A 25,270-nucleotide genomic window follows, 5' to 3' on the forward strand; every position below is an offset into this window, starting at 1 on the left:
CACATTACTTATGCAATCACCTTGATGTCCAAGGCTTTAAGCCGTATAGTACGTACGCCGTGATTATTGCGCCTATTATCACGGCAATGAAGAACACGAAACTGCTAACAGCCATCTGCAGGTTCCCACTTAGTATGTGCCCACTGGCACAGCCATTAGCCATCCTTGCCCCAAACAATACCAAGTAGGCTCCTATGAATGATGCCAGGGCCCTAAGACCTGGTGTGTTACCAAACCTATCCCTCCATATGTGCGGTGTCCATGGCTTAAACGCCATGAACCTCTTCGTTATGAAGACCGACGATATCAAGCCACCAAGGAATGTCCCTAAGTCAGAGAGCGGCTCCCAACCAATCTCACTAAATGGCTTATCAACAGGGATCCCATTAACAATCTTTAATCCACCAAATAACTGGAAGTAAGGCAGACTGGCGGCCCAACGTGGATCTATGAAATACAGTATTTGGGACCAAATCCATGCGTATGTCGTTGATTCACCAAATATCTGCCTAAGCACAATTACCGCAACCGCCACTAGTGTGAAGTCGAAGGCAAGTGCAAATATTATTCTTGATGAACGAGGCTGCTGAACTGAGACAGCCTCAATTACATAGTCAGGTATTTTCGGATAATCCTCCTTAAATTCGCTAATCTCATCCTCAAGCGGCATTACTTCCTTGGTCTTGCCAGTTAAGTGGAGCACGCACGCCTTACCACCCTGCCTTCTTGGTATGAATAACCACATACTAATCATCAAAATACCAAAGACTATGGCCACAATCAGCTCATCAATCTTAGTCGTCAAACCAAATAGTGTGGGCCACGTTATTGGACCAAAGTTAAGGGTATCCCAGAAGAAGTACCTAGCCTGCCCAAATATTAACGACCAAGTCAAGGCGCCCAGTAATCCGCCAACCACGGCATAAATAGCATCTCTTCTTCCCTGACCAAGTGCAATCCATATAGTACCTGGGAAGTAACCAGCAATGGCCACACCAACACCAAATATTAAACCTCCAATTACGACACCAGGCACGAAAAACGCCTTAATGCCCCAGTGGAGCGCAGGAACAAATAGGTTAAGCGCATAGAGAAGTATGGCACCAAGTCCTATAACTAACCCGAAGCATACCATCAATAGTCTATCCTTTAGAGTTATTGCCTTAATTATGACATCTGGATTAGAGAAATCCCAAATTTCCAAGGGAATTGATAATAGTATTCCTGCGAAGATACCAACCCATAATGGTGCAAGGGTTATATGATACACTAACTGCATAATAACACCGCCTATGAGCATTGCTAAGGCACCTATCAAAAGTATTGATGCCACCACCCACATTGGCCTAAGGTTTGCGGTGCCAACCTGTATTTTTAGGGATTTGCTACCCATATGGGTCATAAAACTGGATTTTTGGTTATATTTAAATACTTTTATTTCAAAATTATGACAAGTCGTATTGATAAATCGTTATTCATAATGATAGAAGTATTTTAATAACCCCTATTTACGTTCAAGTCGATGCCAACGTTTAAGTTGGTACTTAGTGACCCAATGAGTGGGAGAGCTAAGCAGTTTGAGGTTAAGGATCCAATTGCCCAGAGGTTTGTGGGTTTGAGGATTGGCGATGAGATTGATGGTGGGGTAATTAAGGAGGTCTTTGAATTACCACCTGGTTTTAAGATTAGGATTACAGGTGGTAGTGGTGTTGATGGTGCTCCAATGCTACCGAACATTGAGGGTGCTGTTAAGAAGTACCTATTAATGAGTGAAGGGGTTGGTTATCACCCTGAGAAGCGTGGCATGAGGAAGAGGAAGCTCGTTAGAGGTAATACAATAAGCGATCAGATAGTTCAGGTGAATGCAGTCCTTGTTTATCCAAAGGATTGGAAGGAGGGACCAATAATCCCGCTCGGTGATAAGGAGGTTCAGAAGCTTGGCGGTGGTGCTGAGCAGAAGGCTGAGGAAAAGCAGTGAAAGGTTCATTGCTATTTCTATTTCCCATTCTAAATTATTTCATCATCAATTTAGATTTCAATTATTAAGGAAATAGAAACAATACTTAAGATATTATCATAATCATTGGTTTTATAGATGAAAAGGTCTCTTTCTATATTTATAATATTTCTTGTTTTTGTTTTTCATTTCTTTCTCATTTTATATCTACGGTTCTTTCTAAAGCGATATATTTATAAATCTGCGTTACAGAAGAGACAACGTATGGTAAAGCTAGAGGACCTGGCGAAGAAGGAGTATGAAATAGAGTATGAAGGAAGTAAGTACAAGCTTAAGCCTACGAAGGTTTGGAAGGTTCAGCCTAAGGGTAGGAAGGGCTTCGTAATGGCCCTGTTCAAGTTACCTACTGGTAAGGTTGTTAGGAAGGTCGTGGCTAAGGTTGACGAGCAAGGCAACATAATAACCTAAGCTATATTGATATTTAATAAAATATATTAAAGCGATTTTTATTTTCCTTAACAATAAGGGATTGGTATGGATATTATTAAAATTAAGATAAACGTAGTGGGCTATGACGAGCTCGTTAACCTAATGCTAAATTGCACCAAGTGTAAGTTACATAAATCGAGGAGAAGGGTCGTTCCGGGAGAGGGTCCTTTAAATGCTAAGATAATGATTATTGGTGAGGCACCTGGTGAGAGGGAGGATGAAGAGGGTAGGCCGTTTGTTGGTGCCGCAGGTCAATTGCTAACTAAGTTGTTAAATAACGTGGGCATTAGGAGGGAGGAGGTTTATATAACGAATGTTGTTAAGTGTAGGCCACCTAATAATAGGGATCCTGAACCTGACGAGATTGAGGCATGTAGGCCTTATCTAATTACTCAAATATTAATGATTAGACCTCAGATAATCATATGTTTAGGTAGGCATAGTGCCAGGGAGATACTCACAATGGCGGGGTACCCGGAGAAATCCGTGTCTAACATAAGTAGTATTAGGGGTAAGGTGTTTAATGTTAAGCTTGGTGATCTTAACGTTAAGGTCCTACCGACATATCACCCAGCCGCCGCGTTGTATAACCCAAGGCTTAGGGGTGTCATTGAGGAGGACTTGAGGAAGGTAAAGACGTTACTTGGTAAGGGTGAAGGGGGTGGAGGTATACTTGATTATTTAGGGTCTTAGGTCATAGGGTGCCGTTGAGGATTCTCCATAGTCCTCTCACGTACCCTGCCAGGTACGGTAGGGTAATGAGGATATTTACTAGGTCGAGGTGCATTATGGAGAGTATAAATGCGGCGATTATGAGCATAGTCATTAAGTACTCTGGAATTAGATTTAGGCTTTCCCTGACCCATTTACGGGATCCCTTTGGCGTTGGTATCCACTCAATCCTACCAATATTAAGTAAGCCCATTAGGTTCGCAATGGCTATCCTGGGCAGCGCCATCATGAAGGCCAAGTTCGCGCTATTAATTGCGAAGATGTCCCTACGGGGATTACCACCAAAGTCTTTGTCGAGCCTTAATAGGGAGTATAGGTACATAAGCAATGATGGTACTACCGTTACTAGTAATACGATTAAGGCCCAGGGTGGTATGCTTATTCCAGCCATGTCCATCACCGCAAGCATTAATATTGAGATTAATTGCAAAACATATGCGAAATACTGCCCTAAGTAAAGCATTACTGTCACACCATGCCTTTTACGTAAGACCTGCCAAAAATATTTCCTGGTAACCCTACCAACGCCGAAGCTCCACCTCAACTGCTGCCTAAGGAACCCACCATAATTAACGGGGACTTCCACGTTAATAAGGGCATTATCAGCATATGTAACCCTTAAATCATTAACAAAGAACCTCACCCCAAGCTCAACATCCTCAAGAACATCCTCAGGCCAATAACCAACCCTCCTCAATGCACCAATATTCACCAGGGAACCACTACCAAGTATCGGCACCCAACCGATTGAATCATTAAGGGCCTTTAAGATCTTAAAGAAGAGTAAATAACCAATCCACTGTCCACGTGCTAATAATGAATCATCCTTATTACTAGCGATCCAATGAGGGACTACGGCATTGGCTAAATTAACATGTTTGATTAATTCATTAATGGCTTCCCGACTTATTACCGAATCAATGTCGAGCACAAGCATGTAGTCATCATCACCCATTTCAATTCTTTTAATTACGTGATTTAGCGCACCACCCTTATAACCACTTGGTTTTTCCCTATGAATTACCCTAAAGCCGTACTTATTACCTAGTGTTCTTATGAGATTTAGGGTGCTGTTATCGTAATTATCGAGTATATAAATTACATTAAAACCCGATTGTAAAGATGCCAATCTCTTCATTGAGGCTTCCACCAGATCTAGGGGCTCGGATTTAGCGGGAATTACCAGGAATACCCTTCCTTCAATCCTTGGGTTATTGCTGTTTGCTTTATCTTCATGGATATTTCTATTCTTTCTGATAATAATCATTAATTGATACATTATTGGGTAAAAAGAGGTTATCGTTACTACGAGGTATATTATTGCAATTATCATTTTGTAATTGATCATCATCACGTTACTCATTATTATGGTAACTTAATAACTTATCCTTACTTAGCTTCTTAAATCACTTAAATCCAGGATCACATCAACACGTATGTCCTTATTTCTTAGCTTGTCGATCCAGGCTTTACTCATGGAGATTAATACAGAGACACCCACTAACCTAGCCCCTGCGTTATTTACAAGCTCAATTAATGCATTTAACGTTCTACCTGTTCTCACGATATCATCAACGATCAAAACCTCATCACCCCTCTCAAGTAAATGCCTTGGTAGGTATAGGGATACTCTGCGTGGTGGTGAGTCAACTATGTAACTAACTTCGTAAAAGTCCTCTGAGGCAACGTCCTTATACTGCTTGGCAATGGCTAACCTGGCGTTTAATGCGTATGATGCCATTACCGATAGGGGTATTCCATCTGTAGCTGCTGTCAATACCTTATTAATTGGTAAGTCAGAGAATACGTCTTTAACCCTCCTTTGGTAAAGTTTGAGGATATATGGGTTAAACAGTACATTATTTAAGTCAATAAACCCATCCTTGATTATCACATTCCTTCTCAAAACCTCAGTTAGGTCGAGCATGGGCCTTAACCTCTCCTTAATGATATTAACCGTGTCTAATGACGGTAGTAAATCACCATTGGCATACCTACAAAGTAGGCTCTCGGGTATGTTCAGTACCTGCGATAATTCCCTATATGATAAGTTATAGATGGATTTGGCTGAATTTATTAATTCAACAGCCTCTAACTGTTCATCAACCTTAGCGAGTCTCCTACCTGCACGCATTTGTTTTAATCCTTTAAATAATTGTTTAAAAAGTTAATTGGTGAGAAATGTTCCGTAAATCATATAGTCACGGTAAAACTAAATATATTACTAATGAGCATGTGGTGAAAGGTTTTTATTAGAAATTAGTTATTTACTTAATGTATGAGTGTCGAAGAGAGAAGGGAGGAGACAGGCAGTGAGGAGGAGATTGAAAGGGGAGGAGCAACGGCTGAGCTTGTTAAGGGTAATATCCTAAAGATTAAGTGGGTTACGGGTAAGACCTCGGCGGCAAGGCTGTTTGGTAAGTACGGTAGGGAGGGTAGACCTGACTTCTTTAGGCTTCTCTTCGGAGCCATTGGCGGTAGCCTTAGGTCGCAATTCCCTGAGGATAAGGCCAACGAGTTATTTAATAATATTAGGAATTCCCAAGGCTTCAAGGACTCGTTGGATGAGGTATTTGAGTCCATGAAGAGGTGGTTCTTTGATGAGATTGTTCCAAAGTATAAGCTTGAGCGTGGCGACGTATTTGTAATATCAACAACGCTCGAACTTAATATCGAGACTGGCGAGCTCAAGTGGGATAAGGGGTCCACACAGGTTATTTACTGGGTAAGGAGTGATAGGGTCGCTGAGAAGTGTAGGGAGCTTGGTATTACGGTGGGCGCTGGGGTTAGTGCAGAGGAGGTTGATAGGCTAAGGAGGGAGAGGGATGAGCTGGCAAGTAGAGTTAAGGAGCTGGAGGATAGGGTTAATGAATTGACGAGTGAGAATAATAGGTTGAGGGCTGAGAATGAGGAATTGAAGAAGAAATTAAAAAGCATTAAGCAGTTAGTTGGTTAACCACCATAATACCCAATTAAGACACCATAACCAACAATATCACCCACAGCAATAGACCTTATCAAATCAAAATCACTCTCATTGGATGGTGGTAACTCCCTATTTAATGCAAGGACTATGATTACGTACTCATGGGGAGGACCGGGTGGTGGGCATGGCCCGCCATAACCAACCTTACCAAAATCATTAATTCCCTGATAGCCAATGCCAGGCACATAGTATTGAGCTGGAATGCCCTGGGGCAGTTCCGTTATATTAGGCGGCACGTCATAAAGGACCCAGTGTATGAAGACGCCGCCGGGCGCATTGAGGTCCTCCATTATTACCACGAGGAATTTAGCGTTACTCGGTACATTACTTATGTATAATGGTATTGAGTAATTTTGGCCATTGCACGTGTAATTAATGGGTATTTGAGAACCATTGTTAAATACTGAGCTTACGATTATCTTAGGCACGCCTATCGGGACCTTAACGAGACCTATCGTTACATATGACACCCTATGCCAAGTTGGTACTATGAGTAGGACTGCTATCGCTATGGCTATGATTATAATGAGGGCTATGATTACGTAACCCAGCCTCATATCTCTATAAGCCATGCTTAAAAATACTTAATAGGTTTTGTTGTCCCGTAGTGGCGCATGCCTGTAATCTCGTTTAAGCGAAGCGACTTAGAGGGATTACTGGGCAAGTACTTTAATAGCGAGGAGGAGTTAATTAAGGCTTTAAATAGGCTTAAGGGTGAGGTTGAGGGTATCTCTGGCGATGAGATAACATTTGAGGTTACCCACGATAGGCCTGATCTCTTTTCCGTGGAGGGTATTGCGAGGGCGCTCAAGGGCTTATTCAGGATTGAGGTTGGGCTTCCTAAGTTAAGCGTCGTTAATAATGGCTTTAGACTCATTGCTGAGGATGTCCCTAATAGGCCGTACATAATGATGGGAGTTGTGCATGACCTAAGGCTTAATGATGAGGCAATTAGGCAGATGATTCAGCTTCAGGAGAAGTTACACGCGACGTATGGTAGGGATAGGAGAAAGATGGCTATTGGCTTCTATGATGCTGATAAGATAAAGCCACCGCTTACATATAGGCTTGAGAGACTTGAGGTTATTAGATATAGGCCGTTGGATAGTGATAGGGAGATGAGCGGTGTCGAGGTTATTGAGGGTACTGAGAAGGGTAGGCTGTATGGTAGGTACGCAGTTCATGATGGTAAGGCGCCAATATTAATTGACTCTGAGGGTAGGATTCTCGTAATAATACCCGTACTTGGTAGTGAAGATTTTAAGGTTACGGAAAAGACAAGGAATGTATTAATAGACGTAACAGCCACAGACCTAAGACTTGCTAAGTCAATACTTGCCGTTTTGGTTTACAACCTACTTGAGAGGAGTTCATCGAAGGTTGTTGAGATAGTAAATGTGAATGCGCCATGGGGTAACGTAGAATCTCCAGTACTGAATCCTCTCGAGTTTAAGCTACCTATTAATTTCGTGAATGATTATCTAGGCCTTAATCTAAGTAAGGATGACATAATTAATTACCTATTGATGTCTAGGCATGACGTTACTGACTATGGCGAGGAGCTACTCGTTAAGGTTGCTCCGTATAGATTCAATGTGCTTCATGTCGTCGATCTAGTCGAGGACGTAGCCGTGGCCTACGGTTATGAGAACATCCCGAGAGAATTACCACCGCAGCCCGTTAAAGGCGTTAGAAATAGGTTGGGCGCCTTCGCCGATTTGATTAGGGATTTAATGGTCGGTCTCGGTTTTCAGGAGGTCCTTAATTATATGATGAGTAATAAAGATGTCATGATCAAGAGAACGATGTATGAGAGAAATCTTGTTGAGGTTGAGAACCCAAAATCTGAGCTTTATACGGTTATTAGGGATTACATATGGCCTCAACTAATGGAGGTTGCCGCCAGGAATAAGGCATTGATTGAGGGGGGTCTTAAAATATTCGAGGTTGGTTATGTCGTGTCACCAAGCCAGGAAAGTGAGGTTGGGGTTAAGGAGAACTTAGTACTTAGTTACTTAATTAGCGGCCCTGAAATAACACTTACCGACGGCCTTTCAGTACTAAAATCATTATTAACAAGCCTCGGAATTAATTACTCGCTTAAGCCCTGTAAGTACATGTCAGGCCTGCCTGAGAGGACGGCCTGTATATACATTGGTGATAGGAATATTGGTTTTGTGATGGAGATGAGGCCCGACGTGATAGTAGCATTTGGTCTTGAATATCCCGTTGTCGTGAGTGAAGTTAAACTTGATGAGTTAATAAGCTAGGAATTTAAAAGGTAGTGAACTCTCTTTAGGCGCTGATGTACGGAATCGTCTTTAGTAAGGTTGATGTAGTATCGAGGGAGGTCTTCGAATTATTCAGTAGGGATGGGGTCCTTAGGTATAGGATGAATTTGGGTGATTACGAGATTTATGACTTAAAGGGGAACCTTGCATTCTATGCGTTAGGTAAGGATATTGTTTACTTAGACGATCTCGAGGACGTGATTTTAAAGATGCAGGAGAGGCCCCAGGAATTAATCTTTGTTAGTCGACATGCAATGAGAAATCCGAGACCGATGTTTACGACCCACGTCACAGGCAATTGGGGTGCCGCTGAGTTGGGTGGGAGACCGAACACGATATCTCTCGCTAATCCACACACCATTACAGCATTTTACAGGGAGTTGTGCAGAGTTAGGCCTGACTACGGACTTGAGGATTTCGAGTGTCACATCGAGGCAACACATCACGGACCTACAATAGAGTCAATACCGGTAACATTCGTGGAGCAGGGAAGTAGTGAGAAGGAGTGGTTAATAAGTAGGGGTTGGGAGCTTCTTCATTATGTGGTTGATGAGTTTCTTGAGGGCAGGTTGATTAGCAATTTTGAGCCTGCAATATCGATAGGTGATCTTCATTACCTGACGATGGATAATAGGTTAATTAGTGGTGAGGCTGATATTGGGCATGCAATACCAAAGTACGTAACGCCAATAACGAGGGATATGATTGTTAAGGCCGTGAGTATGATGACTCATAGGCCGGTTAAGGCCTATGTTAGTTGGAAGGCAATTGATAGCGAGACTAGGAAGTTGGTTGCTGAGGTCCTTAATGAGCTTAATGTAAGATTAATTAAGAGGACGTAAATGATGATGCCAATAACAAAGGAGGTATATGCGGGAGTTGACCTTGCACTGCCCAATAGAAGGAGGACGGGCTTTGGATTGATAAATGCCAATGAACATACTTATTACGTAAGCACCTTATCCACTAAGGATGAGGTAATAAACCTAGTACTGCGGCAGCCCCCATCATTAATATGCATAGATGCGCCGCTTGGGCTTCCTAAGCACGGCATTAATAGATTAGTCGAGGTGAAGGCGAGGAGACTTGGCCTTAGGCTCATCCCACCACTGCTGGGTCCCATGAGGCAGTTAACGATGTACGGCATGCAATTAGCAGGTGAATTAAGGCAGCACGGCTTTAGGGTTCTTGAGGTTCACCCAACATCAACGCTTAAGATAATTGGGATGAGCAGGCAGGATTTCATTAAATTCATAACGTTAAGGCTAAGGGGACCCTTAATAAGCAATGAGCATGAGGTTGATGCATTGGTATCAGCATTTACTTGCTTATTACATGATCAGGGATGCACGGAGGAGTTGACGGGGCTTGATGATGAGGGCTCATTAATAATCCCACGCAGTGATTGCCTGCCCTGGGTAATTAACCATGGGCTCATTTAAGGAATTAATTGATAAGTATAAGGACTTAATAATTAGTGTTCATAGGTTGGGGATTAATTGTTGCGGTGATGATTGTATTATCAGGGTGACTGATTGGGGCTACGTAAAGGAGCTTGGGTGTGGCGTGTATGGTTTAATGATAGACCCTGAGCAGATCAGCGAGTTATTAAGACGTCCATCATTAATAAGGCTATTATTGCAGCGAGGGATTAATAGGTTTATTACGTATCCGTGCATTACCCAGGACAGAATATCACTATTGAGTAGGCTTGGCTTTACGGTAATGAATTACTTAATAAATGATAACTGCCCATTAACCCAAAGTATTGTGATTCATCTTGATGCTTACAAGATAATTGAGTTGGCGGGTAGGGGAATCACTATTTACGTTCACTTATATTACCCATATGTTAAGGGTAGGAGGGAATCGGTGTACAACGTTTATTCAATATTTGATGTGGCTCTTGAGTATTTAAGAAGGTCGGGGGTTAAGATTCATTTGATTCTTGATGAGCTTTCCCACTAATTCTTATGTACAACTCTTTGATTAATTCAGCCCACTTTAAATGAATGTAATTACCTCCATACTCAATGTAATTTCTGTAAATATGTTTTTTCGTCATTCTCGTGTATATTTTACAATGAGGACACCCGAGGATTACGTACGTTGAATTCTCAATTAACTGCAGGTTAGAACCACACATGGGGCATTTCAGGCTCAACTCCAGCTTCGATGTCTCCTCGGATACCATTGTTTAGGTATTGAAACTAGCAGGATTTTTAATTAACAGTTAAAATGTTGACGTTATAGTCCTGTTTTTAGTGTTTTCATGGGTTCAGGTATATAGATTCATACCATTAATGCATCAGGGTATTATTACTCAGGATTAATTCTTAAAGCAGGGCGTTGAGGTATTTTGGCTCAGTATTGATACTGATATTAGCGCTATTTTACAGGCTCACTGTAAATAAATCATGCATAATAATTAATCCTTAATGCTTAATATCCAGAGGAGCATACCAATACCGAGGATAAGCCTTGAGAAGCTCATAAATTACATACTTACGGTTGGTGATAATCCGGGAATTAACTGTTCCGCATTAAAGGATAGAGGTCTCGAAATTGGTAAGGGGAGGGGTGACATAACGAGGTTCTTCCAGAGGATTGGGGTAGTGGAGGTTTATGGGGATTGTAATATTAGGTTAACGGATGTGGGTAATGCACTGTATATGGCGTTGAATAGGGATGTGGCGTTATCAAAAATGCTGTTTCACCTAATACTGTATAAGGAGTTACCTCATTACCGATTATTAATAAATTTGATAAGTGAGGAAGGACCACTGAGCATTACTGAGCTTCATAGATTAATAAATCAAAGAATAAGGGAGTTGTCGCCAACAGCGTGGCTTAATGAGGTTGCCTTCAAGGCAATAATCGGGCTTGCGGTGGATCTCGGCGTTGTGGAGGTTGTGAATGGTGAGGTTAGTATTAGGTACACGGCATCCATAAGTGAATGCATCAGGAGGGCAATGGTGCTCATAGGCAGCCAAAAGGTGTTGAGGCTCGATGATTTAAACGCATGTATTAAGCAATTGCTTGGGAATATCGATATAAAGCAATTACTAATTGGTAGTTTAGATGGTTGTGTTGAACCAATAATAGCCCCCGGGCCCTTAGGCCCCAAATCCACATACTTCAAGGTACTGAATGAGGATTGTGTGGTTAAGCAGGTCGTTAACGTTATTTTAAATAGGTCAATGTTGGGTGGTGGTCACTAACATTGTTTGTTTTTTAGTTGGAATGTTATTATGTACTTGTTGTGCTTCTCTATGTATGTTGTGCTCAGCACCACCTCATCACCAACCCTGACACACCTCTCATCCTTAACATTGATGAGCCAGCCCATGACCCTAACATCACCAACCCTGGCAATGGCTATTATGTACGGCTCAAACTCCTCATAACCCTGAGGCCTGGAGTAAACCCTGGTGAAAGTCTCAAGGACACCCTCCTTAGGTAACTCAACCCACTCAACATCGCTTGAACCGCAGTACGGGCAGTCAGCCTGTGGTGGATAATAAACTGCGCCACAGGATTTACACTTGGTTGCATAGATTTTGCCTTCCCTAAGGCCGTCCCAATACTTAACGGTTTTACTAATGGGGATTCTATGCCTGTAAATGATTGGTACTGAGTCTATGGTTGGTCCCTCCATCTTAACGGTCTTCTTAGCACCTGCCTTCCTCTCTGCCACTCTCATCACCTCCTTAATATCGTTACATAACCATAATGACCAGTACCACCTATATTATGGGCAAGGGCTATGTACCTCTTCAAAGGTGCCTGCCTACCACGCTCCCTCTCCTCCCTCAACTGCTTAACAAGTTCATAAATCATTGCAAGGCCCGTGGCACCTAATGGATGACCTTTCCCAAGAAGCCCACCGCTTAAATTCACGGCAACCTTACCACCAATTTCACTCTGCCCCTCCTCAATGAATTTACCACCCTCACCCTTCTCGGTAAAGCCTAAATCCTCGTAGGCCATTATCTCCGCTATTGTGAAGCAATCATGAACCTCGGCAACCTCGACATCCCTGGGTTCAATACCAGCCTTCCTATACGCCATCTGGGCGGCTAACCTAGTGGCCCTTAGGCTTACGTAATCCTCACGCCTAGTTATATTCGAGGTATCGGATGCATACCCAATCGCCTCAATCCAGACTGGAGTATCAATGCGTAGTTTCCTAATCGCATCCTCACTGGCCACTATTGCCGCTGCGGCGCCATCCGTTATTGCGGAACAGTCGTAAAGCTTTAGGGGCCACGCAACAGGCCTTGACTTAAGCACGTCCTCAACAGTCACCTCAAACTGGAATTGAGCCTTTGGATTCCTGGCAGCATACTTCTGGTTCTTAACCCTGACCAGGGCTAATTGCTCCTCTGTTGTTCCGAACTTAGCCATGTGGGCTGTGGCGTATAGGGCGTAGTATGCGGGGAATGTTGTGCCATAGAAATGATACTCCCATAGATAATTGCCTCCTCTACCACCTACGGCAAGTGAAGTCGCTGTATCAACCTCATTCATCTTTTCCACACCAATAGCTAGGGCCACATCCACGAAGCCTGAGGCAACCATGTTATAGGCCACGGCCAATGCCGCACTACCAGTGGCGCACGCTGCCTCAACCCTAATGGGCCCCTTCTCACTAAGGCCACTATACTCATTAATGGGGACTGCGGGGTATAACTCGTAAGTCCTAGTGCCCGCACTACCAACAATCGATATCTCAATATCCCTCTGTGTCAAACCAGCATCATCAAGCGCCTCTTTAACAGCCTCCCAGGCAAGCTCCTGTATTGTCACATCATTCCTAACACCAAAAACAGACTGACCAACACCAATAATGCCGACCTTACGCACGCACTTTACTCAATGGGGATCTAAATAAGATTGTTCTCTGAGTACAATATTTATTACTATATAGTGTTCTGTTTCATAATATTTGTTCTTTTTGTTCACTTGTTATTTATTACCGTGTTACGGACTATGAATGATGGAATTCCCATTCGCTGAGATGATTAATAATCCCTGGATAAAAATACTCAGTAAATACCCTACCCAGAAGGATCGGGAGGCCCTTAGAAAGGTCGACATAGTCCAATTGTAGGTTATATTGTTATTGTAACTAGGTATATGAGTGGTATTGACCCGAGGAATATTGGTATTGGTAAAGCCGGGGCGTACTTCCTAATTGGTAATAAGTATTTGAATGTTATGAATAAACCAATGAGTATTCCAATTAATGATGCTACTGAGGCTAATGCGCTTTGAATAAATGTGAAGTTATGGTTTACGTATTGAAGCATTGTTAACGAGACTAAAGTCGCGTATAGTACTAGGTCTCCAACACCAATGCCTATACCATCCATGTCTAAAATTAAGCCCCTGAGTAATGGGTATTTACCCTCACCATACTTAGAGAGTTCAGTAACTAATCGGCCAAGTAACCCCCTGTATACCATTATTATGTCGTAGAGTGGTAATGCAATTAACAGTATTGCTAGTGTCCAGGCAGGTAGGGCTATCGTAAATATCACACCGGCCATGGAGCTATACGCACTTATTGCTAGGGCTCTAGCCACGGTGTTTTTAACTCTAATTGCTGCATACATGATTAATGCACTTATTATGATTGCAATCACGAATATAGATAATGGGTAATTAATTAATGGGCTCACGTCGTAGCCGTATGCATACGTCATTGTATAAAACAGTACGGAGCTTATTACGACTATTGCCAGCAGGATGTTCTTTAAAGCTTCAAATGCCTTTATTAATCTCTGTTTTATTAATTTATATATTATGTACGTTGCTATAACCATTATCACTATGATGATGGCCACATTATATAAACCAGCACTTGAAGTATTCACTGATTGAAATGGTGGACCTGCGGGAACTTGGGTCTCGCCGATGTTAATCAGCCCTAATATGAGGAGTACGGCCATTATTGGCGATGTTAGGGGCAGTAGTAGATGTGCTGACTTAATGGCTCGCTCTTCACTCTTCGACACAGGTCAATACTTAATCCCCTGGATTTATAACCTTAACTAACTTCAGCGGTTTAGATTATTAACGAACCTTGAGAAGTTCGTCCAGTATCTCTTAATTACGTTAATATCCCTAGAGAATAGGTCCCTAATGTCCTCAATGTTCATGAGTATCATGGCAATCCTATCAAGGCCCATACCAAATGCTAAAACCCTACTCCTCTTAATGCCGAGTGGCATGACTACCTCGGGCCTAAATATGCCGGAACCCACAAATTCAATCCACCCAAGCTTTTCATGATATGCGTAGCCCTCAGCTGATGGGCTTGTAAATGGGAAGTAGGCTGGCTTGAACATGACCTTCCTAAGTCCCATGCCCCTGGCCAGCGCCTCGAGTATCCCAAGTAGGTGCTTGAAGCTTAAGTTTTCGCCAACCACAATTCCATCTGCCTGGTGAAACTCCATGGAATGCTTTGGGTCAAGGACCTCAGGCCTAAATACCCTATCAATTGTGAAAGCCCTATATTCACCATCACCGCGTTTATAGAGTGTCCTTACAGAAACGGATGTCGTCTGGGTTCTCAGCACGAGCCTAACCGCCCTACCTGGGTCCCACTTATAGCCCCAGCCCCTTGAGCCTGTTATCCACCCATCCTCGTGGGTGCGCGCAATCCTATTCATTAATTCCCCATCGAGTATCTTGCCCGTGCTCGGATACTTAAGGAAGTAAGTATCGTGGATCTCCCTAGCAGGATGATCCTGCGCCTGGAATAATGCATCGAAATTCCACAGCTCAAGCTCAATGTGCGGCCCGTAAACCTCCTCGAAACCTAATGATATGAAGACCTCCTTAACGAATTTAAGAAACTCTGAAAAGAAATGCTTAGTCACGATAGGCGCCTGTGGTGTTGGTATTGATAGGTCAAACCTCTTAATCACCACGTTCCTCCAGGCGCCACTCGTTATTAATTCAGGCGTTAGCGCCGTGACCACAATGCCAGCCTTTATTAATCCCCTATTCATGAGGTCACGGGCTTTGTCCGTGATGGATAGCTCAATAACGCTCCTCTCCCTCACTCTAACAATATTTCTTCTAAGAAATTCCTGGATAATGGATTTAATACTTTCAGGTACTTCATCCTCAAAGACCTCATTCTTAATCTGGTTAAGTATGTCCTGCCTATTAATTACATTATTAAGCTTATCCTGGGAGATAGGTTCAATTACGCCCTTATTAACCCTAACAACGCCTAATCTACTGAGCGTTGATATTGCATAATTAACTTCATTGGGCATTAATGAGATGCCATATTTATTTGCGATACTCGGTATCTCATTAATACTGGGTTTACATCCACAACGCACTAACACCCTCACCAACCTAACCTCAGGGAGCCCCACCTCAAGATACTTCCTACCCTCCTCCGTTAGCTCTATAATCTTTCTAATGGCCTTATTAACGCGGATTAAGCCTAAATTCTCGAGCTCCGCTATGCTCCTCATTAGTGAGTTCACGTCAGTATTTAACTTAGACGCAACGTTATCGATCCTTACAGACGCAACGCTATCCTTCAATAACCTTAATAGTTCAAATTCCTGCTGTGGTAATGTCAGTTCTTCATTTTTATCTTCGTCCATTGATCTACGTTGATAGCAATTCCATATTTTATAAGGATTACTCGGGCAGCGTTACACTCATACCTGGTGAAGTATATAATATAAATAATGGATAATGCTAAAAAACTCATGTTAGGCCTTACGCGTAATGGAGATATTGGCACTCGTAAAACTCGCACTCGATACAGGGCAGTTAAGGGTTAGCGAGACTAAGGTCGACATTGAAGCTACGCCACTTAAGATCAGTGATATCGATAGGAATGCGGTCGAGGAGGCCGTTAGAATTAAGGAGAAGGTTGGTGGTAGGGTCCGCGTAATAACGGCACTTAAGTATGGCCCACTAGCGAAGAGACAGCAGGAGGCGGAGAGCCTGCTTAGGGAGGTATTGGCTATGGGCGCTGATGAGGCCTACTTAATAGTTGATAATGCCTTAATAAATAGTGATCAATTACTAACCGCGAAGGCCATAGCAGCGGCAATTAGGAAGTTGGGTAATTACGACTTAATAATTGCCGGTGAAGCAACAATAGATGGTTATACAAGCCAGGTCGGGCCTAGGGTCGCCGCTGAGTTGGGGATTCCCGTTATTTCATTTGTTAGGGAACTGAGGATTGAGGGTAATAAGGTCATTGCAAAGCGCGACCTTGAGGAGGCGGTGCAAACCGTTGAGGCTCAATTGCCGGTGTTGGTGACCGTCACTAGGGAGATTAATGTACCGAGAATACCGCCCTTACTCCAGATAAGGGCTGCCATGAGGAAGCCCATAAATAGATTAAGCTTTGCCGACCTTGGTATTTCCGTAAAGTCGCCTGTTGAGGTTGGGAGTATTGTGCCTATTCAGGTTAAGAGGAAGGGCGTAATTATTAAGGAGGGCAGTGTTGATGAAAAGGTGGAAAAGCTCGTACAAGCATTAATTCAGGAGGGCATAATAACCCCTAGGTGATGGGCATGGCGAGGGTTCTCGTTATTGGTTCAATAAATGATGTGGGATTAATAGGTCTAGTGCAGAAGCTAGAGAATCCAGAAATTCATTATTTACTGCTTGGAGCTGGGGAGGCAACTCAATTGGGTAAGTATGGGGTCACTAGGGCCTACGTATTGAGTGCGCAGGTTGATGAGGCATCATTCTCAGAGACTCTTACGGATTTAGTCAATGCCAATAATTACTCGGTAATCGCCGTTCCTGTGAGCAAATTCTTCAAGACCGCAATAGCCATTGCTGCGCAGAAGTTGTCAGCACCCTTAATAGTTGATGTGATCGATTTGAGGCAAAGCGGTAATGTCCTTGAGGTGACGTATAATGGCATTGGGAATAGGGCTCAGGTAACCGTTAAGGTGACTGATAAGGTGTTCTTAATGGCGCCACCAGCGCGCTTTAAGCCTGTTGAGAAGGCGACCACGGTATCTACGGAGACACTACAGCCTAAGGTTGTTCCTGGCGTTAAGGTTGTTTCTACTGAGGAGAAGCCTAAGGGTAAGGTTAGGATCGAGGACGCTGAACTAATTGTTTCGGTGGGTAGGGGTTTCAAGAAACAGGAGGATCTTAAGCTGGCCTTTGAGTTAGCCGAGGTTCTTGGGGCCGAGGTTGGTTGCTCAAGGCCAATAGCCGCGGATTTGAAGTGGCTTAGTGAAGATCATTGGGTTGGACTCAGCGGACATAAGGTAAGACCAAAACTCTACATGGCAATAGGCATAAGTGGGCAACCACAGCACTTAGCCGGGATGATGGAGGCTAAGACCGTGGTCGTGATAAATAGTGATCCCAATGCACCATTCTTCAAGAACTGTGATTATGGTGTTGTTGAGGACCTATATAAATTCGTACCGGCGCTAACGAAGAAGCTTCGTGAGATACTTAAGAAATAAATGACGGGGAATTAAATTCTAGGAATAGTATTTTTAATAATTAATTACCTCATTATATTTTATGCATTATATTATTAAATATCAATGGGAAATATTCTATGGGAAATATTCTATAATTATTAATATTAATTGGAAAGACAAAATATATAAAGTAAAATAAAATAATGCTTTAAAAGATCATGGCTTGTTCAACTCGATGGACTTATCCTATGTGTGTTATGCAGAGTATTTTGGTCTACCTAGATTACCATCTATGGTTTCCGTATATGGCCTAGCAGCATTATCCGTTATATTGTTTTTCTATTTTCTTAAGATAAGGTTGAATAAGTATGGCATTGGACTTTGGGAATTCATATTAATACTGCTAAAGGGCTATAGGGCATGGATACCGTTTCTCTGGGATCTCGCTACTCACAGGCGTTTCACGAAGTACGAAGGTACTGGAGCAATAGCTCATTTAATGATACTATATGCATTATTATTATCATTAATAGGCACATTAATAGTGGCCGCCAATCAATACATAGGTATATTTACCGGTAAAGAGATCTTTTGCGGGTACTTCTTCCTGGGCTATAGCCTAGTAATGGACATAACTGCCTGGGTCCTCTTCATAGGCTCTGCCCTAGGTATATACAGGGTTCTAGGCAGGAAGGAACTATACACAAAGAGTGAGTACTACGCAAACATATTATTTCTTGCTGGCTTCATGTACCTAGCCGTGAGCGGGGCTATAATCGAGAGCTATAGGTTCATTCACATGGATCTTTGGAGTTATTGGATGTTCATGCCGAACGCCCTAATACTATCGCCAATTAGTTCATCAAGCGCTCTGTACGTGGCGATTTACTACACGCATTTCCCACTGGCACTGCTATTAATAGCAATAATACCACTCACGGCAATCTTCCACTCACTACTAGGGCTTTACAATTACATAATTAATTACGGCAGGCCCCTCGGCGAGTTGAACAAACCCTTTGATCTGAAGGAATTAACAGCAGATTCCGCGACTGAACTAAAGGTGGGTTTCTCAGATGTAGGGGAAATACCGAAGTTAAGCAAACTAGAGGCTATGGCATGCACGAACTGCTTTAGGTGCCAAGACGCTTGCCCCGCATATGCCGCGGGTAGACCCCTATCACCCATGATGATAGTGACGAAGATAAAGCACGGGCTTTATAATAATAATGAGAACAAGTTAATTGATGGCTCCATTGCTGATGACGAATTATGGGCATGCACAACATGCGGCGCATGCATGAATACGTGCCCCGTCTACATAAGGCATGTCGACTACATACTTGACATGAGGAGGTACTTGGTCATGGTTAACATGAGGATAGACCAAAAGAAGTCAAGCCTATTGCTCAATCTATCCCAGTACAATAATTCAATGGGCATGTCTAATTACGGTAGGCATGATTGGTTGAAGGAACTGGGCGTCAAGACTGTCCAGGAGAACCCAGACTTTGAGTACCTGCTCTGGGTTGGCTGCATGGGTAGCTTTGACAATAGGTCTAGGGATATAATAAAATCCTTGATTGAGATATTGAGAGAGGCGGGTCTCCTGGACAAGATAGCCGTACTTGGTGATGAGGAGACTTGCTGCGGTGACCCAGCAAGGAGGCTCGGTGAAGAGAGCAGGTTCCAGGAACTAGCACTTAGTAATATTGAGCTGTTCAGGAAGTATAACGTGAAGAAAATAATAACGATCTGCCCGCACGGCTATAACACCTTCAAGAATGAATACTCGAAGGTGGATCCTTGGATGAGCAACGTGAAGGTACTACATCATTCAGAGCTCCTGAAGCAATTAATTGATGAGGGCAAGGTAAAAGTGAGTAGGAATAACGTGGTCTTCACAATTCATGACCCATGCTACCTAGCCAGGTATAATGGCGTTGTTGAGCCTCAAAGAAATATTGTTAGGAAACTTGGTGAATTGAGGGAGGCGAAGAAGCACGGAACGCAAACCTTCTGCTGCGGTGCAGGTGGTGCCAATTATTGGTATGATGTGCCTGAGAAGAAGAGGATAAGCCATATAAGGCTTGAGCAGTTAATGGAGACAAATGCCCAAACAATAGTGACGCTATGCCCATTCTGCAACGCCATGCTTACTGATGCGGCAAGGGTTAAGGGTGTTGAAGGTAAGGTTAAGATACTGGATATATCCGAAATAGTTAAGGCCTCGATTGCTCAGCCGCAGGAGACTAAGGCCTCTAATTATTAGAAAAATTATTTTACCCAATTTAACCCCTTGATTTAATGTATCATAAACCAATAGCCATTGGTGCAGAGGCCGTACTTTACCTGGAGGATTGGTTAGGATTAACGGTGCTTGTTAAGGAGAGAGTGCCAAAGGGCTATAGAAGGGCCGAGTTTGATAATTACATTCGTAGGTTAAGAACAATCAATGAGGTTAGGGCTATGCTGAGGGCTAGGGAGTTGGGCGTACCCGTGCCTAAGATATACGATGTTGACTTAGTTAACATGAGAATTAGGATGGAGTATCTAAACGGAACGCCACTAGTTAGATTATTAATGGATAATGAGGAGCTCGATGATTTAATCATTAATTACATAAGAACAATGGGTAATTACATAGGCATACTGCATAGGAATGGTATAGTGCATGGTGATCCAACACCGGCTAATGCATTAATAGTTAATAATGATAAGTTATACCTCATAGATTTTGGCTTGTCTGAAATCCTTGGCAGGGCACCCAACGCGCAGGACATTAGGATGCTGTATAAGCTGGCGCTCGATCTTAACGTGACTTTAAGGTCTTTTGAGGCGTTACGTAAGGATCAAAGTCGATTATTATTCACAGAGTTCCTTAATGGGTATAAAGGTGCCATGGGGCCCGAATTAACGGGTAGGGTTGAGTCAATCGTTAATAGGATAAGGAGGATGGTTAGGTATGCCGTTAGGTGATTTACTCGTAGTCCTCACGAACAAATAAGCTTTAAAACTTCTCTAAGTACCGTTAGGCGTGCCTCACCGTAGTAGGCATAAGCACGGTAGAAGCGGAAGTACGAGGCCTGTATCCAAGGTGACGCCATCATGGGTTTCATACACGCAGGAGGAGGTTGAGCAGTTGGTTATTGAGCTGGCTAAGAGGGGTTTCTCGCCGTCAATGATCGGCATAATACTTAGGGATCAATACGGAATACCATTGGTTAAGCCTATACTTGGTAAGAGCATTACGGAGGTCCTGCAGGAACATGGATTGGCTCCGCAAATACCTGAGGACCTAATGAACCTGATTAGGAGGGCTGTGAAGATTAGGAAGCACCTTGAGGAGCACCCAAAGGACCTCAGCGCAAGGAGAGGCTTGAACCTCGTTGAGTCCAAGATACATAGGTTGGTTAAGTACTATAAGCGTGTTGGTAAGTTGCCACAGGACTTCACGTACACCCCTGAGGCATTCTCAATGCTCGCATAATGATTAATCGAGCGGTATTACCTCAGCAAGTACGTAACCCTCATTATTACACTTAATTCGGCTAGTCTCCCTCACAATCTTTATCTTCGTACCATCCCTAAGCACGTTATCACCGGGTAAGTACTTCTTAGCGTCATTGCATGTAATCAATGACCTTGTATATGTAATGACAACGCCCTCAATAAACAGTTTAGACGGTATTGGAACAATTATTGGAAGTTCCTCAGCAATTATTGGGACCATGTCCTCACCCGTTAAAAGGCATTTATTAGGTTGTGGTAAGCCGACGTGCTTAACCTCAATAATCCTATAAACCCTACCTGGCTTAAGCCTAGCCACGCATATGTTAAATAATCTGCATTGCCTACATTCATTTGGGACAGAGTATAATCTAAAGGTCTTACCAACAACGGCCTGCTCCTTACCAATTAGCGTCATCACCCTTTTAGCCTCCATGATTACTCACTAATCAAGGCCTTGCTCCTAATCACATCAATATTTAGCAATAGGGTCTTAAGTAAATCCTCAACCTGCTTTAGGTCATCAGTGTTTATTAATGATGCCGGTGAATGTATGTACCTTGCTGGAGTAGAGATTACTAATGATGGAACACCTGTACCATACATATGTATCACACCCGCGTCTGTACCTCCATATGGGTTAACCTGGACTTGATACTTAATATTGCTGCTCTCAGCCACCTCAATGGCCACGGACAACAACCTTGGGTTTGTAATCATAGACCTATCAAATGCCCTCAGTGCGGCACCACCACCGAGCCTTGTAACCCATACATCCTCACTACTCGTTGGTACATCGGCGGCTACCGTGGTCTCCACGATAAAAGCCACATTAGGATTAACCTGGTGAACAACGGCATTGATACCCCTAAGGCCAACCTCCTCCTGTGTATTCCACGCGAAGTATAATGATACGTCACCACCCACCTTATTTCTAATGCTCTTAAGTGCGTCAATCAGAACGGTACAACCAACCCTATTATCAAATGCCTTCCCAATAACCACAGAACCCCTCTGCCTAAAACTACCTGCAAATGTACCTGGGGTCCCTGGCATAATTCCATTCTTTAAGGCCTCATCCCTACTGCTAAAGCCAGCATCGACATATAACTCCTCAAACTTTGAGGGTGGCTTCTCCTTACGTAAGTGTGGCGGGTCAACGCCCACGACACCAACCACGTCACCATCCTTACCCATGAATATTAACTCCTTATCGAGTAGTGTCCAGGGATCTAAACCACCAATGGGTACTATTCTTAGGAAGCCTCTTTGATCTATGTGTGAAACCATTACGCCTACCTCATCCATATGAGCACTAATTAAGACTTTAAATGACCCATCACCAACCCTCGCAATGAGGTTACCCATATTATCAACCCTAACATCATCGGCATAGTCACTCACTAAGCCCCTGATAACCCTCCTTACCCTATCCTCGAATCCTGAGGGACCCACCTCCGTTGATAATCGACTAAGTAAGTCTATGTCCATACAAGTACGGGGGTTATTCAAGCTTAAAAGCTTTGAATCTGTGATTAAGCAAGGTTGTAATTCTTACCCGTAGTCATTAGATTGAGCCCTAAGTCCGTCTTTCTAATCGAATCCCACTTACTGGCAAGCTTGAACATGGCCCTCACAGCGTCGATATTTTCAGGAACCACGATACTCTCCTGGTGAACGCCCTGCATTAGGAAAAGCTCATTCTGGAACACAGTTATTGAGTCCTCTATTATCGCGTTCTCCATAACATCACCCCTAAGCCTACCCATATCCCTAGCCCACTCAATTATTTGTGCGAGGGACTCAAACTTCCTCGATGATGAATTGAATAGTAATATCCTTGGTGTCTCCTCAAGAACCTTCGCAACCTCACCCTTACTCACTTGTCCATCAAACTCTATGTTGACCATGTGTAGATGCATCATTGTTGTGGGTACTGCCACGGCCATTGTAACGATATCTATTGTGGGAAGCACCGTCTGTACATCAGGTCCATGGTGACTAGGCACTGTCGCTGGGTTAAATACGACGTCATTAATGGGCCCCTTCTTAAACTCCCTAGGGTCGGCACCTCTCCTCACTAAATATGCCCTGACTCTCCTTATCTTATAGCCATGAACTAGAAAGGCACTTATTAATCTCGAAAGAGCCGTCGTGTTGCAACTAACGACTCTGATGAACCTCTTACCAATAGCCATGTCATAATTAGCAAGTGCGTTGAAGCTTACCTCGGCAACGTCAGCCTCCTCACCACCCTGGAATATGGCCCTTAATCCCACGGGTTCGTAAATCTTAACCCTATTCTCAGCACCAACACCATCGGGTGTGGCATCAATAATAACGTCAATATTCTTGATAAGGTCATTGACAGTTCCTGCAACCCTGATCCCAGCCTTCTCAAATTTATTGATTCTATCCTCATAGGTATATAACCTAATGCCCTTGCTTATGGCAACCTCACTCTCGTAATCAGGGGTTTGTTTAATTACGCCAATTAACTCCATGTCATCCATCTTCATTATGGCATCGGCAATCCTCTTTCCAATCGTTCCATAACCCATTATGCCAACTCTTACCGTCATGGCTCACACCCAGAACCTCGACTTAGAGAGTTCAAGGGCTTTAATACCGGGTAGGTATGGGTCTGCTAGGAACTGAATGAAAGCCCTACCGCCAGTGGATACGTGGCTTATCCTATCTATTAACCCGAACTTCCTGGCCGACATTATTGTATGTCCACCACCGATTACTGTGAATTGGGCATTATAAACCATGGCTTTCATGACTTCCCTCGTACCTACCGCAAATTGATTAACCTCAACCAGACCAAGTGGTCCTGTCATTATTGCGATGTCAGCCGTTATTAAATGCTTATTGAATAGTTCGATGGTCTCAGGCCCTATATCAAGCATTGACTGTGCATTACTAGGTTCAATTACCTTACCATCCGACTGAACAGCATCCACTGGGAGTACTATCTTATCGCTGAATAATTTCATTATATCCATCACGTCATTAACCGTGCTCTGGTCAACTTTAACGTTACTAAGTAACTTATTGTTACCATGCTTCAAAGCCAGGAACAATTGACTAACTAACCCGCCAACTAACACCTTATTAACTAGGTTCTTAGTTAGTAATGCTTTAATGGCCTTCACGGTCTCGGGAACCTTAGCACCGCCGGCAATCAATACCGTGGATACACCCCTCGTGTTAAGCACCTTACTTAATGCATTGACCTCTCTCTCCATTATGAGACCCATACAGCTCGGTAATACGTATGGGAACCCAACAATGCTTGGTTGCGACCTGTGCGCCGTGGCAAAGGCATCAAGTATGAAGTAATTGAATAATGGTGCCAACTTCCTCACCAGGTATGTATTTGCAAGCTTTTGTGGCTCTCCTTCAATAACCTCCTCACTTATGAACCTAAGGTTATCAAGCATTAACACCTCACCAGGTCTTAACCTGCCTATTTCCTCACGTGCTCTAGGCCCTATGACATCATCTATGAAGTGCACGTCCATACCCAAATATTTACTGAGCACCTTAACATGCGTTTCAAGGGATACAAACTCTGGGTCTCCAGGCCTACCTTGATGCGTTACCACAACGACCGGCAGACCTAAATCAACAAGATACTTAATGGTCTTCGAGTGAGCCTCAATCCTATATTCATCAAGTATCTCACCAGAATCCCTGTTTATTGGGACATTCATATCAACCCTAACTAACACCCTGCCCTTACTACATAGGTTTATTGTTGGGAGTGAACTGGGTAAACTGGGTAAACCCATACTACCCAGTTATGGTTAGGTGGTATATTTAAAATTTTCCTACCATAGTAATAATTATAATTATTAAT

At 43.1% G+C, this 25,270-nt stretch carries 26 protein-coding genes; 14 read left to right on the forward strand and 12 right to left on the reverse strand.

Annotated elements, in window-relative coordinates; genetic code table 11:
* Window positions 1-16: 16 nt before the first annotated feature.
* On the reverse strand, window positions 17-1,393 hold the full coding sequence (locus tag VDIS_RS09610; protein WP_052885822.1) for a YeeE/YedE thiosulfate transporter family protein: 1,377 nt from the start codon (window positions 1,391-1,393) through the stop codon (window positions 17-19).
* 129 nt (window positions 1,394-1,522) lie between these two features.
* Here VDIS_RS09610 and VDIS_RS09615 point away from each other — a divergent pair, with 129 nt between their 5' ends.
* The 3 genes from VDIS_RS09615 to udg all read left to right on the forward strand — a co-directional run bounded on the left by VDIS_RS09615 (window position 1,523) and on the right by udg (window position 3,139).
* Window positions 1,523-1,978, forward strand: coding sequence for a 30S ribosomal protein S6e (locus tag VDIS_RS09615; RefSeq protein WP_013337049.1), 456 nt, complete (start codon window positions 1,523-1,525; stop codon window positions 1,976-1,978).
* Window positions 1,979-2,221: 243 nt separating this feature from the next.
* Complete coding sequence (locus VDIS_RS09620; protein WP_013337050.1) at window positions 2,222-2,425, forward strand: chromatin protein Cren7; 204 nt, start codon at window positions 2,222-2,224, stop codon at window positions 2,423-2,425.
* A gap of 66 nt (window positions 2,426-2,491) precedes the next feature.
* Window positions 2,492-3,139, forward strand: a complete 648-nt coding sequence (gene udg / locus VDIS_RS09625) for a type-4 uracil-DNA glycosylase (protein WP_013337051.1) — start codon at window positions 2,492-2,494, stop codon at window positions 3,137-3,139.
* Between the two features lies 1 nt (window position 3,140).
* Here the strand turns inward: udg and VDIS_RS09630 are convergent, their stop codons facing one another.
* Window positions 3,141-4,526 carry a glycosyltransferase family 2 protein gene (locus VDIS_RS09630; protein WP_245522503.1) on the reverse strand — a complete coding sequence of 462 codons (1,386 nt, stop codon included), beginning with the start codon at window positions 4,524-4,526 and terminating at the stop codon, window positions 3,141-3,143.
* Window positions 4,527-4,571: 45 nt separating this feature from the next.
* Window positions 4,572-5,312 carry a phosphoribosyltransferase family protein gene (locus VDIS_RS09635; protein ID WP_013337053.1) on the reverse strand — a complete coding sequence of 247 codons (741 nt, stop codon included), beginning with the start codon at window positions 5,310-5,312 and terminating at the stop codon, window positions 4,572-4,574.
* A 144-nt stretch (window positions 5,313-5,456) separates the two neighbouring features.
* Here VDIS_RS09635 and VDIS_RS09640 point away from each other — a divergent pair, with 144 nt between their 5' ends.
* Window positions 5,457-6,134, forward strand: coding sequence for a transcription factor (locus tag VDIS_RS09640; RefSeq protein WP_013337054.1), 678 nt, complete (start codon window positions 5,457-5,459; stop codon window positions 6,132-6,134).
* On the opposite strand, the gene VDIS_RS09645 is transcribed toward VDIS_RS09640, so the two are convergent.
* A complete protein-coding gene (locus VDIS_RS09645; RefSeq protein WP_013337055.1) occupies window positions 6,131-6,721 on the reverse strand; it encodes a YbhB/YbcL family Raf kinase inhibitor-like protein in 591 nt (196 codons plus the stop codon). The two genes, VDIS_RS09640 and VDIS_RS09645, sit on opposite strands and share 4 nt — an antisense overlap.
* A gap of 57 nt (window positions 6,722-6,778) precedes the next feature.
* Here VDIS_RS09645 and pheT point away from each other — a divergent pair, with 57 nt between their 5' ends.
* From pheT to VDIS_RS09670, 5 genes are all read left to right on the forward strand, one after another.
* On the forward strand, window positions 6,779-8,434 hold the full coding sequence (gene pheT / locus VDIS_RS09650; protein WP_013337056.1) for a phenylalanine--tRNA ligase subunit beta: 1,656 nt from the start codon (window positions 6,779-6,781) through the stop codon (window positions 8,432-8,434).
* 35 nt (window positions 8,435-8,469) lie between these two features.
* Window positions 8,470-9,297, forward strand: coding sequence for a D-aminoacyl-tRNA deacylase (locus VDIS_RS09655; protein ID WP_013337057.1), 828 nt, complete (start codon window positions 8,470-8,472; stop codon window positions 9,295-9,297).
* A gap of 6 nt (window positions 9,298-9,303) precedes the next feature.
* Window positions 9,304-9,897, forward strand: coding sequence for a DUF429 domain-containing protein (locus VDIS_RS09660; protein ID WP_013337058.1), 594 nt, complete (start codon window positions 9,304-9,306; stop codon window positions 9,895-9,897).
* Complete coding sequence (locus VDIS_RS09665) at window positions 9,884-10,423, forward strand: hypothetical protein (protein WP_013337059.1); 540 nt, start codon at window positions 9,884-9,886, stop codon at window positions 10,421-10,423. Before VDIS_RS09660 ends, VDIS_RS09665 begins: the two co-directional genes overlap by 14 nt.
* A gap of 470 nt (window positions 10,424-10,893) precedes the next feature.
* The gene (locus tag VDIS_RS09670; RefSeq protein WP_013337061.1) at window positions 10,894-11,676 is read left to right on the forward strand and encodes a hypothetical protein; all 783 of its coding nucleotides are present in this window, start codon (window positions 10,894-10,896) and stop codon (window positions 11,674-11,676) included.
* Here VDIS_RS09670 and VDIS_RS09675 read toward each other — a convergent pair.
* The 4 genes from VDIS_RS09675 to pheS form a co-directional block, all read right to left on the reverse strand.
* Window positions 11,673-12,158 (reverse strand): Zn-ribbon domain-containing OB-fold protein, encoded by a 486-nt coding sequence (locus VDIS_RS09675; protein ID WP_013337062.1) that lies wholly within the window; start codon window positions 12,156-12,158, stop codon window positions 11,673-11,675. The two genes, VDIS_RS09670 and VDIS_RS09675, sit on opposite strands and share 4 nt — an antisense overlap.
* Window positions 12,158-13,321: a thiolase domain-containing protein gene (locus tag VDIS_RS09680; protein WP_013337063.1), complete on the reverse strand. Its 1,164-nt coding sequence runs from the start codon at window positions 13,319-13,321 to the stop codon at window positions 12,158-12,160. The genes VDIS_RS09675 and VDIS_RS09680 overlap by 1 nt, the downstream gene beginning before the upstream one ends.
* Window positions 13,322-13,569: 248 nt before the next feature.
* Entirely contained in the window at window positions 13,570-14,475 is a 906-nt protein-coding gene (locus tag VDIS_RS09685) for an A22B family peptidase (protein ID WP_013337065.1), read from the reverse strand.
* Window positions 14,476-14,517: 42 nt separating this feature from the next.
* Entirely contained in the window at window positions 14,518-16,089 is a 1,572-nt protein-coding gene (gene pheS, locus VDIS_RS09690; RefSeq protein ID WP_013337066.1) for a phenylalanine--tRNA ligase subunit alpha, read from the reverse strand.
* A gap of 127 nt (window positions 16,090-16,216) precedes the next feature.
* Between pheS and VDIS_RS09695 the strand changes: the two genes are divergently transcribed.
* The 5 genes from VDIS_RS09695 to VDIS_RS09715 all read left to right on the forward strand — a co-directional run bounded on the left by VDIS_RS09695 (window position 16,217) and on the right by VDIS_RS09715 (window position 21,385).
* Window positions 16,217-17,011, forward strand: a complete 795-nt coding sequence (locus VDIS_RS09695; RefSeq protein ID WP_013337067.1) for an electron transfer flavoprotein subunit beta/FixA family protein — start codon at window positions 16,217-16,219, stop codon at window positions 17,009-17,011.
* A gap of 5 nt (window positions 17,012-17,016) precedes the next feature.
* Window positions 17,017-17,934 carry an electron transfer flavoprotein subunit alpha/FixB family protein gene (locus VDIS_RS09700; RefSeq protein WP_245522504.1) on the forward strand — a complete coding sequence of 306 codons (918 nt, stop codon included), beginning with the start codon at window positions 17,017-17,019 and terminating at the stop codon, window positions 17,932-17,934.
* 196 nt (window positions 17,935-18,130) lie between these two features.
* Window positions 18,131-20,167 (forward strand): (Fe-S)-binding protein, encoded by a 2,037-nt coding sequence (locus VDIS_RS09705; RefSeq protein WP_013337069.1) that lies wholly within the window; start codon window positions 18,131-18,133, stop codon window positions 20,165-20,167.
* A 35-nt stretch (window positions 20,168-20,202) separates the two neighbouring features.
* On the forward strand, window positions 20,203-20,874 hold the full coding sequence (locus tag VDIS_RS09710) for a KEOPS complex kinase/ATPase Bud32 (RefSeq protein ID WP_013337070.1): 672 nt from the start codon (window positions 20,203-20,205) through the stop codon (window positions 20,872-20,874).
* A 58-nt stretch (window positions 20,875-20,932) separates the two neighbouring features.
* Window positions 20,933-21,385, forward strand: a complete 453-nt coding sequence (locus VDIS_RS09715; protein WP_013337071.1) for a 30S ribosomal protein S15 — start codon at window positions 20,933-20,935, stop codon at window positions 21,383-21,385.
* Between the two features lie 3 nt (window positions 21,386-21,388).
* Here VDIS_RS09715 and VDIS_RS09720 read toward each other — a convergent pair whose 3' ends face one another.
* Genes VDIS_RS09720 through VDIS_RS09735 form a run of 4 tightly spaced genes read right to left on the reverse strand, consistent with a single transcriptional unit; the run spans window position 21,389 to window position 25,202 of the window.
* The gene (locus VDIS_RS09720; protein WP_013337072.1) at window positions 21,389-21,841 is read right to left on the reverse strand and encodes a UPF0179 family protein; all 453 of its coding nucleotides are present in this window, start codon (window positions 21,839-21,841) and stop codon (window positions 21,389-21,391) included.
* A 2-nt stretch (window positions 21,842-21,843) separates the two neighbouring features.
* Window positions 21,844-22,896 (reverse strand): M42 family metallopeptidase, encoded by a 1,053-nt coding sequence (locus tag VDIS_RS09725; protein WP_013337073.1) that lies wholly within the window; start codon window positions 22,894-22,896, stop codon window positions 21,844-21,846.
* 44 nt (window positions 22,897-22,940) lie between these two features.
* Entirely contained in the window at window positions 22,941-23,987 is a 1,047-nt protein-coding gene (locus VDIS_RS09730; RefSeq protein WP_013337074.1) for a type II glyceraldehyde-3-phosphate dehydrogenase, read from the reverse strand.
* A gap of 3 nt (window positions 23,988-23,990) precedes the next feature.
* Window positions 23,991-25,202: a phosphoglycerate kinase gene (locus VDIS_RS09735; RefSeq protein WP_013337075.1), complete on the reverse strand. Its 1,212-nt coding sequence runs from the start codon at window positions 25,200-25,202 to the stop codon at window positions 23,991-23,993.
* Between the last annotated feature and the right edge of the window lie 68 nt (window positions 25,203-25,270).

Origin of the sequence: Vulcanisaeta distributa DSM 14429 (assembly GCF_000148385.1) — an archaeon.
GTDB lineage: Archaea > Thermoproteota > Thermoprotei > Thermoproteales > Thermocladiaceae > Vulcanisaeta > Vulcanisaeta distributa.